The 16,269-nt window shown below is 71.5% G+C and carries 11 protein-coding genes; 5 read left to right on the top strand and 6 right to left on the bottom strand.

Annotation, left to right across the window (positions count from 1 at the left end; genetic code table 11):
* The first annotated feature begins 41 nt into the window (after positions 1-41).
* The gene (locus ABWV20_RS14580; protein ID WP_353356288.1) at positions 42-893 is read left to right on the top strand and encodes an NAD-dependent epimerase/dehydratase family protein; all 852 of its coding nucleotides are present in this window, start codon (positions 42-44) and stop codon (positions 891-893) included.
* 8 nt (positions 894-901) lie between these two features.
* On the opposite strand, the gene ABWV20_RS14575 is transcribed toward ABWV20_RS14580, so the two are convergent.
* Complete coding sequence (locus ABWV20_RS14575) at positions 902-1,441, bottom strand: hypothetical protein (RefSeq protein ID WP_353356286.1); 540 nt, start codon at positions 1,439-1,441, stop codon at positions 902-904.
* Position 1,442: 1 nt separating this feature from the next.
* The gene (locus ABWV20_RS14570) at positions 1,443-1,694 is read right to left on the bottom strand and encodes a DUF4242 domain-containing protein (RefSeq protein ID WP_353356284.1); all 252 of its coding nucleotides are present in this window, start codon (positions 1,692-1,694) and stop codon (positions 1,443-1,445) included.
* Positions 1,695-1,901: 207 nt separating this feature from the next.
* Between ABWV20_RS14570 and ABWV20_RS14565 the strand changes: the two genes are divergently transcribed.
* From ABWV20_RS14565 to ABWV20_RS14555, 3 genes are read left to right on the top strand one after another with little or no spacing between them, the layout of a single operon-like run.
* A complete protein-coding gene (locus ABWV20_RS14565; RefSeq protein ID WP_353356282.1) occupies positions 1,902-2,282 on the top strand; it encodes a hypothetical protein in 381 nt (126 codons plus the stop codon).
* Positions 2,207-3,517, top strand: a complete 1,311-nt coding sequence (locus ABWV20_RS14560; protein WP_353356280.1) for a flavin-containing monooxygenase — start codon at positions 2,207-2,209, stop codon at positions 3,515-3,517. Before ABWV20_RS14565 ends, ABWV20_RS14560 begins: the two co-directional genes overlap by 76 nt.
* On the top strand, positions 3,442-5,064 hold the full coding sequence (locus ABWV20_RS14555; protein WP_353356278.1) for a LuxR C-terminal-related transcriptional regulator: 1,623 nt from the start codon (positions 3,442-3,444) through the stop codon (positions 5,062-5,064). The genes ABWV20_RS14560 and ABWV20_RS14555 overlap by 76 nt, the downstream gene beginning before the upstream one ends.
* 24 nt (positions 5,065-5,088) lie before the next feature.
* Here the strand turns inward: ABWV20_RS14555 and ABWV20_RS14550 are convergent, their stop codons facing one another.
* The 4 genes from ABWV20_RS14550 to ABWV20_RS14535 form a co-directional block, all read right to left on the bottom strand.
* On the bottom strand, positions 5,089-7,701 hold the full coding sequence (locus tag ABWV20_RS14550; RefSeq protein WP_353356736.1) for an ATP-binding protein: 2,613 nt from the start codon (positions 7,699-7,701) through the stop codon (positions 5,089-5,091).
* A gap of 125 nt (positions 7,702-7,826) precedes the next feature.
* Entirely contained in the window at positions 7,827-11,177 is a 3,351-nt protein-coding gene (locus tag ABWV20_RS14545) for a UvrD-helicase domain-containing protein (protein WP_353356276.1), read from the bottom strand.
* Positions 11,174-14,287: a PD-(D/E)XK nuclease family protein gene (locus ABWV20_RS14540; protein WP_353356274.1), complete on the bottom strand. Its 3,114-nt coding sequence runs from the start codon at positions 14,285-14,287 to the stop codon at positions 11,174-11,176. The genes ABWV20_RS14545 and ABWV20_RS14540 overlap by 4 nt, the downstream gene beginning before the upstream one ends.
* Before the next feature lie 204 nt (positions 14,288-14,491).
* Entirely contained in the window at positions 14,492-14,902 is a 411-nt protein-coding gene (locus ABWV20_RS14535) for a transferase (protein ID WP_353356272.1), read from the bottom strand.
* A 275-nt stretch (positions 14,903-15,177) separates the two neighbouring features.
* Between ABWV20_RS14535 and ABWV20_RS14530 the strand changes: the two genes are divergently transcribed.
* Entirely contained in the window at positions 15,178-16,245 is a 1,068-nt protein-coding gene (locus ABWV20_RS14530) for a YihY/virulence factor BrkB family protein (protein WP_353356270.1), read from the top strand.
* Positions 16,246-16,269: the final 24 nt, after the last annotated feature.

The following is a 16,269-nucleotide window of genomic DNA, read 5'->3' as shown; positions in this document are numbered from 1 at the left end:
CGTAGGGTGACGGGGGAGCCACCGACACGAGGAGTCCGCCCATGCGCATCGCCGTCACCGGAGGAACGGGCAAGCTCGGTCGGCACGTCGTCGCACGACTGGCTGCCAGCGGGCACCAGGTGGTCAACCTCGATCGCGAGGGCTCACGTGCCGCGGGTCTCGTCCAGGTGGACCTGACGGACTACGGGCAGGTCATCGACGCCCTCGCCGGTGCCCGCGACGGCGCCGGCGCCGACCAGGTCGACGCGCTCGTGCACCTGGCCGCCATCCCCGCACCCGGCCTGGCCCCCGACATCGAGACGTTCCGCAACAACATCGTGGCCACCTTCAGCGTCTTCCACGCAGCGATCCGGCTCGGCATCCGCAACATCGTCTATGCATCGTCCGAGACGGTGCTCGGCCTGCCCTTCGACACGCCCCCGCCGTACGTCCCGGTCGACGAGGACTACCCGGCCCGGCCGGAGTCGGTGTACTCCCTCGTCAAGCACCTCGAGGAGCAGCTCGCCATCGAGCTCTGCCGCTGGTACCCGGACCTGAAGATCATCGGGCTGCGCTTCTCCAACGTCATGGACGTCGCCGACTATGTCGACTTCCCGTTCGACGAGGACCCGCGCGCCCGCAAGTGGAACCTCTGGGGCTACATCGACGGCCGCGACGGCGCCCAGGCAGTGGAGAAGGCGCTCGAGCACGACGCCCCCGGGTTCGACCGGTTCATCATCGCCTCGCCGGACACGGTGATGACCCGGCCGAACTCCGAGCTGCTCGACGAGGTCTTCCCCGACGTGCCGCGCCAGGGCGAGATCGGCGAGCACGCGACGCTCCTGTCGATCGACAAGGCGCGCCGCGTGCTCGGCTACGACCCGCAGTACTCCTGGCGGGACACCGTCGGCTGAACGTCGCGTCAGCTGCAGTGGACGTCGGGGTTCCAGTCGTTGAACGTGCCGGTCGGGTTGGCCCGCTCGTGCCAGACGTGCAGCTCGTAGAACTCCGGCAACCCATAGCGGTTGCCGGCCGCGACGCGGGTGAACCGTTGGCCGTAGAGGATCGGTGGGTGCGGGTGCGCCGCGTCCCACGCATCGGCGAGAACGAGGTACTCGGCCGCGACCAGCTGCAGGCTCCCGCGCGCGCCCGGCTCGTAGATCAGGGCCTCCGGGGCCAGGCGGCCCACCTCTCCGTCGAGGAGGTTCGCGACGTCGACGAAGTGGATCCCCATGGCCCCCCGACCGTGTGGGTCCTCGATACAGGTGATCCCCGCCAGGTCGAAGACCTGGGTCGTCCACGGGGCACCCGGCCCGTCTCGGTGCGCGCTGGTCGCCTCGTCCAGCTCGGCGAGCTTGGCCGTGTGCCCCCTCGTCTGCGTCGACTCCACGTGGGCCACAGCAGCCGGGGCGGCCAGTGCGAGAGAGCAGGCGCTGAGCGCGGCGGCCACGAGGGCGCGCACGTCAGCTGCCCTCCTTGACCTCGTAGATCGCGTCCGCCACGAGGCCGTGCGCCTCTCGGTGCACGGTGTGGGCGGCCTCGGCGCTCGGCGCCTCGACGAGACAGAAGATCTGACCGGCGTTCTCGTCGACCCAGTAGCGCAGGTAGCTGACGCCGTGCCCGTCCTGTGTGGCGAGGTCAGCCTGGTGAGCCTGGGCGACAGCGTCCATGGTGACGCCGTCGCCGAGGGAGTGGACATCCATGAAGAGCGGCATGGTGCGTTCCTTTCGGTGGAGGTGTCTCTCCAGACTCCCGAGCGGCCCTGACCACGTCATGGGTGACGACCACCCATGTTGCGCGCCCACCACACGGTACGTACGCGGCTTGTCGTGCCGCGATGGGTCATCCGACCCATGCGCGCGGATCTCGAATGGGTGTTCCGGCCGACGCGGGGTGCGGCCCGGGATTCCTACCGTCGACGCATGAGCAGCTCCATCCCGATCGCAGCCGGCGCCTTGGCCACGGCCGTCTTCGTAGCCAGTGCGCTGCCCATGCTCGGCAAGGCGGCCCGGACCAAGGACCTCGCTTCATACAGCCGCAGCAGCCTCGTCATGGCCAACGTGGGAAACGTCCTCTACTCCGTCTATGTCTTCAACCTCCCGCCCGGCCCGATCTGGCTGCTGCACGGCTTCTACCTCACCTCGTCCGCGCTGATGCTCCTCTGGAGCCTGCGTTACGCGGCGCGAGCCGCCACCCCGTCCACCACCGAAAAGCAAGGGACATCGCCATGCCTGACCCAGCCACACCCGAACCCTTCCCGGCCGCGTCCACTGGCAGTGCCGTCGAACACATCGAGACCGTGATCATCGGCGCCGGTCAAGCCGGACTCGCCACCGGCTACCACCTGCAGCAGCAGGGACGGGCCTTCGTCATCGTGGACGCCGAGCGCCGCATCGGCGACGGTTGGCGTCACCAGTGGGACAGCCTGCGGCTGTTCACTCCCGCCTGGGCGGACGCCCTGCCGGGCCGGCCGCAGCGCGCGCCCGCCTGGTCCTACCCCTCGAAGGACGAGTTCGCCGACTACCTCGAGGCGTATGCCGCTGAGTTCCGTCTGCCGGTCCGGCTCGACACGCGCGTGGTCGCCCTCCAGAGCTTCGCAGGCCTCACACCCGGCCTCACACCGGGCCTCACACCGGGCCCCACACCGGGCCCCACACCGGGCCTCACACCCGGCGCCGGCGGCTACATCCTCAGCACGGACCGAGGACAGCTCCACGCGGACAACGTGGTCGTCGCCACCGGCACCTTCGGACGCACCCCGGTGGTGCCGGACTTCGCCGACCAGCTCGACCCGTCCGTCGTGCAGCTCCACTCGAGTGAGTACCGCCGGCCGGAAGAGCTGCCGCCGGGACCGGTGCTGGTCGTCGGGGCCTCGCACTCCGGGTGCGACATCGCCTACGAGGTCGCGGAGACGCACCCGACCGTCCTCGTCGGACGCGACACCGGACAGATCCCCGTGCCGTTCGACTCGCCCCTGGCCAAGGTCGTCCTTCGGCTCATGCTGTTCGCGTTCGGGCACGTGCTGACGAGACGGAGCCCGGTCGGCCGCAGGCAGATGGAGCACATCCGGTTCCACGGCGGACCGCGCCTCCGGGTCCAGACCAAGGACCTGGAGGGCCGAGGCGTCGACTGGGTCAAGGATCGCCTCACCGCCGTGCAGGACGGCCGTCCGGTGCTGCCGGGCCGGGGGCCCGCCGAGGTGCGATCGGTCATCTGGTGCACCGGGTTCCGCCAGAGGTTCACCTGGATCGACCTCGACGTCTTCGACGAGCGGGGCTGGCCGAAGGAGATGCTCGGTGTCGTCGGCGACGCTCCGGGGCTCTTCTTCGCCGGCCTCGGCTTCCAGTCCTCCGGGCGCTCGATGCTCATCCACGGGGCCGGCCACGACGCGGCCCACGTCGCTGCGCGGATTGTGGAGCGCATGGGAGACACCGAGGAGTACCGTCGAGAGGCGGAGGAGTCATGGGCGTCGACGATCTGGCAGCCGGACGAGAGGCCTACGCGGAGCGAGCCTGGGCATCGGCCCGTGAGCACCTGACGCGGGCCGACCCGGCCACGCTGGGAGCCGACGACCTGCGCGCACTGAGCTCAGCGGCATACCTCACCGGTGACCGGGACGCAGCGGTCCGCGCCCTGCAGCGGGCGCACCGGCTCCACGTCGCCGCAGGCGACCACCGCGCCGCCGCGATCGACGCCCACCAGCTGGCCCTCTTCCTCTTCATGGGCGGCGAGCCCGCGGTGGGCGCTGGATGGCTCGCCCGGGCTCGCCGGCTCCTCGAGGAGGAACCGGACGACGCCCGCGAGCGCGGTTACCTCCTGATGCACGACATGTTCCAGCACCTGGCAATGGGGGAGTTCCGCTCGGCTGCAGAGACATCCGAGCGGATCGCTGCCATCGGGCTCCGGTGGGAGGACGCCGATCTGCTCGCCTTCGCGTCCTCGAGCCTCGGCCGGTGCCTGCTCCTCACGGGTGAGGTGCGCGAAGGGCTGGCCCGTCTCGACGAGGCGATGGTCGCCCTGACGACGGGGGAGGTGTCCCCGATCATGGCGGGCCACGTCTACTGCACGATGATCGAGGGCTGCCAGGAGATCGCGGACTACCAGCGGATGACCCAGTGGACCGAGGCGCTCGTGCGGTGGTGCGAGGACCAGCCCGGGCTCCTCGCGTTCACCGGCCAGTGCGCCGTCCACCGGGGCCAGATCCTCCGCGCGCACGGCTCGTTCCGCGCCGCGCTCGACGAGCTGTCGTTGGCGGCGGAGCGCTACGCCGCCAACGGGATGGACCCGGCCATCGGGTTGGCGATGTACGAGCGGGGAGAGGTGCTGCGGATCATCGGCGACCTCGATGCTGCCGAGGCCGCCTACGACGAAGCGGCCGGATGGGGCTGCGAGCCGCAACCCGGGCTCGCGCTGCTGTCGCTCGCGCGGGGACGGACGACCGCGGCCGTCGCCACCGTGCGACGGCTGCTCGACGAGGCCCACGACCCCGTGACACGGTCGCGACGCCTCAACGCGGCCGTCGAGGTCCTCGTCACCGCCGGCGAGCTCGACGAGGCGGACCGGGCTGCAGCGGAGCTGCTCACGCTCGCAACGACGTTCGGAACCGCAGCGCTCACAGCCACTGCGTCGTATGCCGCTGGGCTCGTCGCGCTCGAACGCGGAGACCCCGCCGGGTCCCTCATCCATCTGCGGCGAGCATGGAGGGAGTGGCTCGGGCTGGGAGCGCGCTACGACGCCGCCCGCGCTCGCGTGCGCGTCGCGCTCGCCATGCGCGCCCTCGGAGACGCCCACTCGGCCACCGCGGAGCTCTCCGTCGCACGTCAGGCGTTCACCGAGCTCGGCGCCGAGCCGGCCCGACGGGAGGTCGAGCGGCTGCTCGCCACCGGGCTGCCGGACGGGCTGACCGCACGGGAGGTGGAGGTGCTGCGGCTGGTCGCCACCGGGCGGAGCAACCCGCAGATCGCGGCGGAGCTCTTCCTCAGCGAGAAGACGGTCGCCAGGCACCTGAGCAACATCTTCACGAAGACCGGCGTCAGCTCACGCACGGCGGCCGGAGCGTACGCGCACACCCACGACCTGGTGTGACCGCCGACGGACCGTCGCGTGAGGTCAGCGAGCGGACGGCGGACCCTCACCCAGCTCGTGCCGCGACCGCACCCCGGCCTTCGCCAGGATCGACGAGACATGGTGCTCCGCGGTTCGCCGCGAGATCACGAGCCGCTCTGCGATCGCGGAGTCGGACAGTCCTTGGGCCAGCAGCTCGGCCACTTCCGCTTCGCGCCGGGTGAGGCCACCGGGATGGCTTCGCGTGGCCGAGCCCGGTGCCCGCGGTGCCTGCGCGCCCCGCGCGCGCAGGGTCGCCCGACAGCGGGCCGCAGCCGCGTGGGCCTTGATGGCGTCGAAGATGCCGGCGGCAGCTGTCAGGTCCTGGACGTCGCCGCTGCGCGCCAGGGCGAGTGCCTGGTCGAAGGGGCAGCCGAGTGCCTGCCAGAGCGCGGCCGCCTGCCGCCACTCGCCGGCGAGCTCGGCGGCGAAGGGAGGGGCGACCTCGCGGTGCGTCCGACGTGTGCCCTGCGGCAGCCATCTCAGCACGGCGCCCCGGTTCCACCGGCAGTCAGCCTGATCGACGAGGTCCAGCGTGGCACTGGCGACGTCGCCGGCCTCGTCGTCGCGTCCAGCGAGCCACGCCAGCTCGCTCCGTAGGGCGGCGACCGGCGCGACCGCCTGGACCTCGCCGATCCCCTCGGCCAGCGCCGCAGCCCGGGCGACGAGGTCCTCATGCCCGCCCTCGCCTCGCCGCGCCCGGACGTGAGCGAGGCTGACGAGTGGGACGAGGGCGGCGGCGCTCGCCAGGGACGGGTGGCCGAGGACCGCCTCGGCCCGCCTCTCGGCGGCGGCGAGGTCCCCCCGGTTGACCTGGAGTTCGGAGTCGCAGGCGAACAGGTAGTTCGTCCAGGAGTCGAGGTCGCGCTCCACGCAGTACTCGATGCCTTCCGCCACGTGGCGCCGGGCATCGTCGTGGCGACGCTGGGCGATCGCGCTGGAGGCGAGGTTGACGTAGGCGCGGGCAGCATGCTCGTGCAGGTCGGCTCGGCGCGACAGGTCGAGGCTCTCCTCCAGCATGGCGATCCCGGCGGGCCGGTCCCCGGCCACGATCTCGATCGATCCGAGGTTGTTGAGCGCGTGAGCCCGCAGCTCGGTGCGCGCACGCCCGTCCTGGAGGGAGTCAAGCAGGGTGAGGGTGCGGGCCCCCCAGGTGCGGGTGGCCTCGCTGTCGCTCGTGAGCATGCGCAGCTGGGTCATGTTGCTGTAGGCGTAGGCAAGCTCAGGGGTGGGCGCCCCCTCCAACACCTCGAGGGCACGCTCTGCGGCGACCTCTGCCTCGGCGTTGCGTCCCTCGAACCACAGCAGGCGCGACAGGCATCGCCAGGCGTCACCCACCCGGGTGGTGTCCCCTCGTCGCTCCCAGATGTCGCGGGCCGTCGCGACGGCGAGGGAGGCCTCGGCAACCCGACCGGTGATGTAGAGCTCGTAGCCGAGCGACCAGTGCAGATCAGCGATCTCGTCATCCGGCAGGCGTTCGCCGGACAGATGCGCGCTGTGGGCCAGCGCCCGTTCGAACTGGCGGGCAGCCTCTCGATGGGCGCCGAGCTCTGAGGCAAGCCGGCCGGCCACCGCTGCGTGCTGGATGGTGGCCTGGCTCAGGCCGGCGGCGTCCGCGTGATGAGCGAGCCGAGCCGGGTCCGAACCTCGAGCCTCGAGGGCGGCGAACAGCCGTCGGTGCTGGTGGATGCGCCTGCCCACCGGAACCTGCTCGGCGACGACGAGGCGCGCGAGCTCGTGTCGGAACGTGATGGCCCCGTCCCCCTCGACGAGCAGGCCGCGCGCGAGAGCCTCGTCGAGTGCGGACAACCCGTCGCTCAGGACCTCCTCCAGGAGGTCGACCTCGGCACGGGCACCGGCCAGGGCGACGACCTCGATGGCGTGCCTCGCCGGGCCCGAGAGGGTGGACACGCGAGCCAGGATCGCGTCTCGGCACTGCGCGGGGACGGTGTCGAGACCACTCGAGAGCACCTCGGTCACGTAGAACGCGTTTCCGTGGGTGATCTCGTGGAGGCGTGCCGCATCCAAGCTGCGGCCCGGGTCCGAACGTGCCCGGCTCGCGACGAGCGTCGCGACGCCTTCGCGAGAGAGCGGCGGGACATCCAGCCGTCTGGTACCCGCGGCCGAGGCAGTGTCCCCGAGGAGCTGTCCGAGGCCGAGAGCCATGTCGACGTCCTCCCGCCGGAAGCTGACGATCACCAGCGCACGGCAGTCGTGGACGCGGCGCGCGAGACGCAGGAGGAAGTCCAAGGTGGCCTGATCAGCCCAGTGGGCGTCCTCCACGACAACGAGTCTCGGCACGGGACCACTCGGAGCCCGGAGAGCCGCCAGGACCGCCGTGAACATCTCCTGCCGGCTCGCGGCGTCCGGCAGGGGGCGGGGCAGCAGCGTCGGGAGGAGCTCGCGCAGTGGCCCCAACGGGGAGGGGGTCGCCGAGCCGTCGCAGTACGCGATCGAGACCTGGGCGCGGGCCCCCACTGACTCGGCGAAGGAGGTGACGAGGGCCGACTTGCCGATGCCGGCCTCACCCGAGACGTAGACGAGGCGCCCGTGACCCGCCACCGCCTCGTCGAGGTACGAGCCGAGCGTTTCGAGCTGCTGGTCGCGCTCGACGAGCATCACCGTCCGAGTGTAGGCGTGCTGCAGCTCGCTCGAACGGGAATCGGCAGAGGCCCGCGTGCAGGTGGTGGCGGGTGCCGGGAGCAGGAGGCGGGAGAAGGCTGGGGGTCGGACCTCGGATGCCCTCAGGGGTCCAGGGTTCGTTCGACGGTCCCTTCGGGGCGGGCGAAGACGAGGACGGGCTCTCCGGTCTGATGTCCGCTCGCGGCCTCGACCATCGACCGGTACGCGCGCAGCTGCGGCGCGTAGTAGGCCGCCCGGGACGGCACGGCCCCGTCGGGGACATCGTCGGTCTTGTAGTCGACGACGACGAGCGATCCGTCGTCCTCGCGATAGAGCAGGTCGATGAAGCCCTCGAGGACGGTGCCGTCGGCCTGCGCCACCCCGACGTACGGCTCGCGCCAGTGGTCCCGCGCGGCCGCTCGTCGCACGACGTCCGAGGACAGGGCGGAGCGCACGAGCGCCGACACCAGGGACTGGAGCTCGACGACGCCCTCGGCCAGGCACTGCGCCGCCAGTGCGTCGTCCAGCCCGGCGCCGGTCGCCAGGTCGACGCTCTGCAGCGTGCCGTGCACGGCACGTCCGACGGCTGAGCCGTAGCGGCCCTTGGCCCACGCCGGTTGCTCGACGTCCCGGGCCCCCTTGGCGGAGCCCGGGGGGACGGGCCTGCCGCCTGCCGGGGCTGCGTCGGGTGTGTCGGCCGTGGCGCCCATCACTGATGCGTCGCTGTCCTCGCCGGAAGGCAGCTCGAGCGCGTCCGGGTCCGTGCCCTCGAGACCGGAGGCGCTCGAGGCCGGCTTGCGCCGGCTGGCTCGTACAGCCGCGCGGATGCCCTCGAGCCACTGCTCGAAGCCCGGAGGAGGGGTGACCGGGGCCGCTGCTGCGTCGTCGAGCCGGCGCCAGGACGTGAAGGTCACCGGTTGCGCCGCGGCAGCGTCGGCGCCGCCCGCCCCGGCGAGGTGCTTCGCATTCGACTGGGTGTTGCCGCACCGGTGCAGCGAGACCACGAGGTGGTCCCGGGCTCGCGTCGTCGCGACGTAGAGCAGGCGCATCCGCTCGTAGTCGCTCATCTGCTCGTCGAGCGGGACCTGCTCCTGGAAGTCCTCGGTCTCGACGTCCCTGCCCATCCGGACGGCATACCCGCGGTCCTTCCACAGGAGCCGAACCCCGTTGCCGTTGTTGGGCCGCGACGTCATCCCGGACAGGACCACCATCGGGAACTCCAAGCCCTTGGCGGCGTGGATCGTCATGATCCGAACCGAGTCGACGTCGGACTCCGGAAGGACCGACTCGGCCACCCGTGAGCCCTCCGCTGACTGCGCCGCCGCCCACGCGAGGTAGGCGCGCAGACCACCGTGCTCGGCCTCCGACCACGCACGGGCCTGGTCGATGACGAAGCGCAGCCGCCGCCACGAGTCCCGGGCGCGTGGCCCGAAGACAGCGGTCTCGAACATCCGCCGGTCGACCGCGATCCGCCCGAGGACCTCCGAGGGGGTCAGCCATCGCGACTCGGAGTGCAGCCGGCGCAGGTAGGCCAGCCCGCGCCCGACAGGGTGGGTCTCGGCCTTCTCGACCGGCGGCGCGATGACGCTGAACGCGCCCCCCGACCGCTTCCACGTCCACAGGTCGTCGTCGCCGCACCCGAAGAGCGGCGAGCGCAGCGCCGTCACGAGCGCGAGCTGGTCCGACGGGTCGCCGATCGCCCGTGCCGCCGCGAAGAGCTCCCGGACCTCCGGCGCCTGGTAGACCAGAGAGCTCGACTCGGTGCGGTACATCACGCCCGCGTCGTCCAAGGCGGTCTCGAGGAACGGCAGGGACGTGCGGGACGGCACGAGGATCGTGATGTCACCCGGCCGCAACGGGCGCCACTCGGTGAGTGACCTGCCGCCCGCGTCCTTCTCGTCGAGCTCGATCTGCGCCTCCCAGCCCTCGTCGAGAGCGGTGACGACGGCTTGAGCGACGTCGCGTGCTTCGAGGTCGCGAAGCTCCCCGGCCCGCAGCTTCCCGTCGTGCGCCAGAGCCCCCAGCACCGTCACGGCCGTGCCGACCGTGGGCCCCGGCCGGTAGGCGTCGAGGGGTTGGTAGGCGGGCTGCTTCCCGTGGTCGTGCTGGATGAGCTCGCCGAAGACCGCGTTGACCCAGTCGAGGATCGGTGCGCCGGTGCGGAAGTTCGTCGTCAGCGACACGGGGCCGCCGAGAACCTCTTGGGCGCGGAGGTACATGCCGATGTCGGCCCGCCGGAAGCGGTAGATCGACTGCTTCGGGTCGCCGACGACGAAGAGCGAACCCTCCGGCACCGGGACGTCCTCCCACGACGCTTGGCTCGCGGAGGCCCCACCCACGATCCGGACCGCGATCTCGATCTGGATCGGGTCGGTGTCCTGGAACTCGTCGAGGAGCAACCGGCGATAGCGCTGCTGGAGGGCCGCGCGGACCTCGGCGTCGGCGCGCAGCAGGTCGCGGGTGAGGACGAGCAGGTCGTGGAACTCGAGTCGCCCCTCGGCCTGCCTCGCACGCGCCGAGTCGAGCACGCGACGTCCGCACCAGTGGACGATCGAGCGCAGCGTCGCCTCGGTGACGTGGTCGACGAGGCGCTTCACCTCCCGCTGCCACTCCTGGCAGCTCCCGCGGAACTCGTCGAGCCGGCCACCCCAATGTCCCTTCTGCCCATGGGCGAAGCTCAGCTGTGCAGCCCCCTTGAGCACGGAGACGATCGATGAGGTGTCGTCCGCGAGGGCCTCGAGCCCGTCGGCCCACTCGGCCAGGGCCTCCAGGCGAGCAAGGAACTTGTCGCCGTCGGTCGTGCAGTGGTCCCGGAAGTCCACCAGCCGTCGAGCCTCGGCCAGGACGGGGGCGACGTCCGGCAGCTGCGGGGGCTCGGGCAGTCCGACGCCGAGGACGTGGGAGTCGACGAGGTCCCAGTCCGAGTTGAGTTTCGCGATGACCGCGCGGACGTGGTCCAGGGTGATCCCGGTGGCCCAGGCCATCTCGAGGGTCACGGCCATCTCGGGGTCGTCGAGCAGCTCGCTCCGCAGCTGGGCCCACCGGCTCTCGAAGGCGACGGAGGAGGCGACCTCGTCGAGCACCTCGATGAGCGGTGGGATGCCGGCCTCGATCGGGTGCTCGGTGAGGATGCGCTGGGCGAAGGAGTGCAGCGTGCCGATGGCCGCCATGTCGAGCCCGTCGAGCGCCCGCTCGACTGCCTCACGCTTGCTCTCGGTGCCCGTGTGACGTGCCACCTCCTCGAGACGGGCGCGCAGCCGGTCGCGGAGCTCTGCCGCGGCCCGCTCGGTGAACGTCACGGCCGCGATCTGTTCGATCGGGATGTCGTCCTTGACGACGAGCTCCTGGACGCGGCTGACGAGGGATCGGGTCTTTCCCGAGCCCGCGCCCGCGTCGACGAACAGCGTTGCCGCCGTGTCGTTCTGGATGCGCAGGCGAGCCTGCGTGTCCACGAGGTCCTCGTTGCGCTTCACTGCTCGTCCCCCTCGTCAGTGGCGGCCGTGGCAGCGGGCTCGACGAGCCCGGTATAGGCCGCGAGCTCCGGCGTCAGCCGCTTTCTCTCCCAGCGCTCCCGGACCGCGCCATGGCCCAGTCCGTCCGGGTTGCAGTACGCGCACTGCACCCACTTGAAGTCCGGGTCCTTGGGAGCCCGCGGCGGGAAGACCCCGGCGGCCATGGACGACACGAGCAGGCCCACGGTCGCGGCATACGTGTCCTTCACCTCATCGGTGAGGGGAAGCTCGATGCGGCCACGGTCCTTGCGGACGAACCAGTACAGCGCCCGCGCCGGCGTGTGGTCGTCGCCGTGCGCGGCGCGGGCCGCCATCGCGTAGACGGGCAGCTGGAGCTTCTCGCCATGGACGACCGGGTCGTCCTCACCGATGCCCTTGAACGTCCGCTGGCTCCCGGACTTGATGTCGGTGACGAGCAGGGTGCCGTCGCGTTTCTGGTCCACCTTGTCCGCCGAGCCACGGAACCTCACCCGGCCACCGTCGCCGAGGACGAGCGTCACGGGCTCGGCGCCGCGCAGACCGAAGGGGAGCTCACTCGCGACGACCTTCGCGTCCTCTGCGCGACGCCAGCGGTTGTCCTCGTCGACCATCCAGTCGAGGATCGCGAGGATCTGGGAGCGCATCCGGGGCCACGTCCGGGGATGACCGGTGCGGCCCTCCGCCTCGTAGGTGTCTGCCTTCGCCCTGGCGATCTCCTGGAGGCGCTTGCGCTGCGACTCCGTCCACGGTTCGCCGTAGTCGGGCAGCTCTCGAGCCTGACCGGCGTCCGTGATGAGCGCGTCGACGCTCTCGTGGATGAGGTTGCCGACGTCGAGTGGGCTGATCTCGACAGCCTCCTCAGGCGCCTCGACCGGCTCGACCCCGAGCATTCGCTGGATGAAGTACGTGTGCGGGCAGTTCGCATAGTGCTCGAGCGCGGTGGGGGAGACGGCGCGATCACCGGTGCGGAGGTCTGGGAGTCCTTCCAGTCCAGCAAGGTTCCCGTCGAAGCGGGTGAACTCGTCAGACTCCCGCGCCGCGCGCATCGCTCGGGCAGCCTCGACGATGCCGTCCTCGAGCTGCTGGTGTGCAGTCGCCGCACGGACGCGCCACTCCTGCTCCGTGGCGGGCGTCTCCGTGCGGAGAAGGGAGCCGGCAAAGGACGGCGAGCTGGACAGCCGGTCGCTGGACCGCTCGATGCCCTTCTCCCACTCCGTTGCAGCAAGGTCTGCGATACCGCTCAGCCGGCGGAGGCTGGGTAGCAGCCATCGGCTCGGCAGCCGGTGTGTATGCCGCCGAAGGTCCCCCCGCGGGAAGGTGACCGTCACGCGCGGCGCCGAGTCGAAGGCGGCGAGGAGACAACGGTGCTGGCGGTCGAACCGAGTGCGCACCGAGGGGAGCTGGCCGTTGGTCACGTCACGGACGCGCTCGGGGAGCAGGGAGTCGTCGTGCAGCCGACCCGGGAAGAGGTCCTCGGACACCCCGACGAGGAAGACCGCGTCGAGCTCGAGACCGATCGCGTGGGTGATCGGTGCCACCAGGACCCCCTCACCGAACCGACCGACCCGGGGGAGGGCCAGCTCGAGCTCGACGCCCAGGACCTCCTCGAGGCCGGCGAGCGTGGCGGTCAGTCCCTGCGCGTCGAGCGCGCCGAGGCCGGAGAGGGTGCGCTCGATGACGCCGAGGGCGTACTGCTCCTCGAGGGGCAGGCGCGTGTGGCTCTCGGGCGGAAGGAGCTGCTGGAAGAGCTCGAGCGCCCACCGGCCGAGGTCCCCCCAGCCGGTGAGGGTCGCCGCGTGCTCGAACCGAAGGCGCAGCTCGGCCACGAAGTCGCGGAGCTGGACTGCCGTGTCCCGGTTGCGCTCGGCGCGAGCGCGCGTCGACTCGAGCTCCTGCTCACGCAGGTCGAGCTCCTGGTGGCGGACGTACGCGTCCAGGCGGGTCTGCCAGTCGGAGCCGCCGACGATCCCGGCCTCGCGGGACGCACGCTCCCAGCGGGTCACGCTGATGCGTTCGCCCGTGAACGTGGTGGTGCTCGCCTCGCCGAGGGTGCGCATGACGTCCGCCCGGCGGAAGCCCGTGCGTGCCGCCTCCAGGAGGCCGAGCAGGAGTCGGGACACGGCCCGCTCGTTGACCGGGCGCACGCCGGGCCCGTTGACGGTGATGCCGGCCGCCCCGAGGTGCTCGTGCAGCAGACGCGCATACGGCGACGGGGCGGAGTACAGCACGGCGACGCGGTGGGCCGGCGTGGTGCGCAGCGTCTGGACGATGTCCCGGACGACGCACCGGACCTCGTCGTCGGAGTCTGAGGCGGTCAGGACGCGGTGGGCGAGCGGCTCGGTGACCACGTGGGTCGGGGCCTCGCCGCCGAGGGCCTCGAGCGTGGCCAGGACGGCCTCGTCGGCGCGGGGGACCCCGGTGAGACCAGCGACGACGTGAAGGTCCCCGCGCTCGGCCAGCGCCTGCGCGAACGCCATCTCTGCGCGGGTGAGGTCCTGGGGAAGGTAGAGGACCAGCGCACCGAAGGGGTCGGTGGTGGTCCTCCCTCCGCGAACCAGCCCGGTGGCCGTGACGAGCAGGTCGGTCTGGTCGTAGTGCGTCGCCTCCAGCCGCGACGTCGTCGCACGGTGGACGCGCACGACCTCCGTGACGAGCGAGGTCGTCCGGGCGAGCGAGGCTCGCGCCGCGTCGTCCAGGTCACGCAGGTCCCGGTGAGCGCGCGCCAGAGCGCGAGCCGTCGAGGGGTGCCGGGCGACGCGCTCGAACACGCCCGGGTCCGCGTCGAGGCAGGCCCGGATCGCCGCGGTCGTGATCGGGCGCGTCGCGGGGCGGCGACCGTGGCCGGTGAGGGTGGGAGCGGCGAGCTGCTCCGCGAGTCGGGGGAGCGTGCTCAGCCAGATGCCGGTGACACCGTTGCCGTGCGGTGTGACGCCGTGCGCGAGATGCCGGCGCGCGACGATACCTGCGATGTTGCTCGGCACGACGACCATGACCGGGGCCATCGGGTCGTCGCGCTTGACCTCGGCAACCACCGTCCGCAACACCTCGAGCGCCTGCGCGCCGTAGCTCGTGACGCTCACCGTGACTGCCACGCGACCACCCCTTCACCGTCCTTCCGACCCTAGCCGCGCCCACCGACGCTCGCCCGGCGAGCAGCCCGCGGCCGGTCCCGCGGTCCCGCCGCCGGACCCAGCCGACCACGAGGGCCGGCTCGGGGCTCGGAGCGGGCCCAGCGGCATACGGCGAGGGTCGTCGCCAGCCCGACCGAAGCGCGATCGGGCTGTGGCGCCCGTCGTTCAGGCTGCGGTGCGACCGACGCGGTGTGACGGAATGCGGCGGCCTGCGGGGACGACCGCATCAGGCCCCAGCCGCACTCCCGCTCCCACGCGGGCGTCCGGGCCCACCTTGACGCGAGGCCCCAGCCGAGCGCCACGACCGATGACGGCGCGCGGCCCGACATGGGCACAGCTGCCCACGACGGCGTCCTCTCGGACGACCGCCTCGCGGTCCACCCAGGCGCCCGTCAGGACTCGGGCTCGGGGACGAACGGTCGCGCCCGCCTCGACGTAGGCCGAGGCCTCGACCCACGCCGTGGGGTCGACATCGGCACTGGGGTCGACCAGACCCCCGCCGTTCTCGTGGTGGAAGTACCGCAGGACAGTCCCGTTGTCTTCCTCGATCTCCACGTATCTCTTCCGCTTCTGCACGACATTCCACCTTCTCCCTGTGCCTCGGGTACCTCTGTGCCGCGGGCCGGTCGCCTCGTGCTGCAGTCCGGACGGATGGAGCCGCCCGGGCCCCGACCGTTGCGGAACCGAACGCACGTTCTACAACGTGCGGCGAGGGCGCAGTGTTCCTTGCGCGCCCACCAGCCGGGCGAGCCCCTCGTCCGGCCGGCGCGCGGGCACTGACGGGGTGTGGAACGCGGGGGCGGCTGGGTAAGGGCGCGTCGACTGGCACCCGAGGTCGAAGGAGTCGGACGATGAACGAAGGCGAGAGCGTGGAGCGGTCTCGGACGGGGATTGCACCGGACCACCCGCGGAAACCCGAGTCGCCGCCTGACCTGCGCAAGCGCATCTGGAAGGTCAGCCTCAAACGGGCGGCGCACGAGTTCGGCCATGACGAGTGCATGGACATGGCTGCAGGTCTGACCTACTACGGGGTACTGTCGATCTTCCCTGGACTTCTCGCGCTCGTGTCGCTCCTCGGGGTCTTCGGTCAGGGCCAGTCGACGGTCGACGCGCTCCTCGACATCCTCGAGGCCGTGGGACAGGGCGACTCCGCGGACACCCTGCGCGGACCCATCACCGACATGGTCAACTCGGGCGCGGCGGGTCTGACGCTCGCCGTCGGGCTCGTGGGTGCGATCTGGTCGGCCTCCGGCTACATCGGCGCCTTCGGTCGGGCGATGAACCGGATCTACGGAGTCGATGAGGGCAGGCCCTTCATCCGGCTGCGCCCGATCAACCTCGCCCTCACCGTCGCCTTCGTCATCATGGCCGCGCTGATCCTCCTCGGTCTGGTCCTGACCGGGGACCTGGCCCGAGCGGTCGGGGACACGATCGGCCTGGGCGAGGCCGCCGTCACGGCGTGGAGCATCGCGAAGTGGCCCGCCATCCTCCTCCTCGTCATCGTCATGGTGGCGCTGCTCTACTGGGCCACCCCCAACGTGAAGCAGCCTCGGTTCCGCTGGCTGTCGGTGGGCGCCGTCATCGCGATCCTGGTCGCCATCGTCGCCTCCGTGGGTTTCGGCTTCTACGTCTCTGGGTTCTCCAACTACGACAAGACCTACGGCTCGCTCGCGGGCGTCATCGTCTTCCTCCTGTGGATGTGGCTGATGAACCTCGCCCTCCTCTTCGGCGCGGAGGTCGATGCCGAGATGGAGCGCGGCAGGGAGCTGCAGGCAGGGATGGCTGCCGAGGAAGCGATCCAGCTGCCCCCTCGCGGCACGGAGGCGTCGGAGAAGAAGGCCCGCAAGCGCGAGCAGATCATCGAGGAGCAGGAGACCATCCGGGAGGGCCAGGAGTCCCGCACGGTCAACGCGAGGTAGGCGCTCGCGCTGTTCCGCGGAGGG

This window comes from Intrasporangium sp. DVR, assembly GCF_040365325.1.
GTDB lineage: Bacteria > Actinomycetota > Actinomycetes > Actinomycetales > Dermatophilaceae > Intrasporangium.
This window is presented reverse-complemented; position numbering and strand designations above follow the sequence as displayed.

Coding starts and splice junctions, on each gene's coding strand:
- ABWV20_RS14565 (WP_353356282.1), top strand. CDS start 1,902: ATGAGCAGCTCCATCCCGATCGCAGCCGGCGCCTTGGCCACGGCCGTC.
- ABWV20_RS14580 (WP_353356288.1), top strand. CDS start 42: ATGCGCATCGCCGTCACCGGAGGAACGGGCAAGCTCGGTCGGCACGTC.
- ABWV20_RS14550 (WP_353356736.1), bottom strand. CDS start 7,701: ATGCTCGTCGAGCGCGACCAGCAGCTCGAAACGCTCGGCTCGTACCTC.
- ABWV20_RS14555 (WP_353356278.1), top strand. CDS start 3,442: ATGGGCGTCGACGATCTGGCAGCCGGACGAGAGGCCTACGCGGAGCGA.
- ABWV20_RS14570 (WP_353356284.1), bottom strand. CDS start 1,694: ATGCCGCTCTTCATGGATGTCCACTCCCTCGGCGACGGCGTCACCATG.
- ABWV20_RS14530 (WP_353356270.1), top strand. CDS start 15,178: ATGAACGAAGGCGAGAGCGTGGAGCGGTCTCGGACGGGGATTGCACCG.
- ABWV20_RS14560 (WP_353356280.1), top strand. CDS start 2,207: ATGCCTGACCCAGCCACACCCGAACCCTTCCCGGCCGCGTCCACTGGC.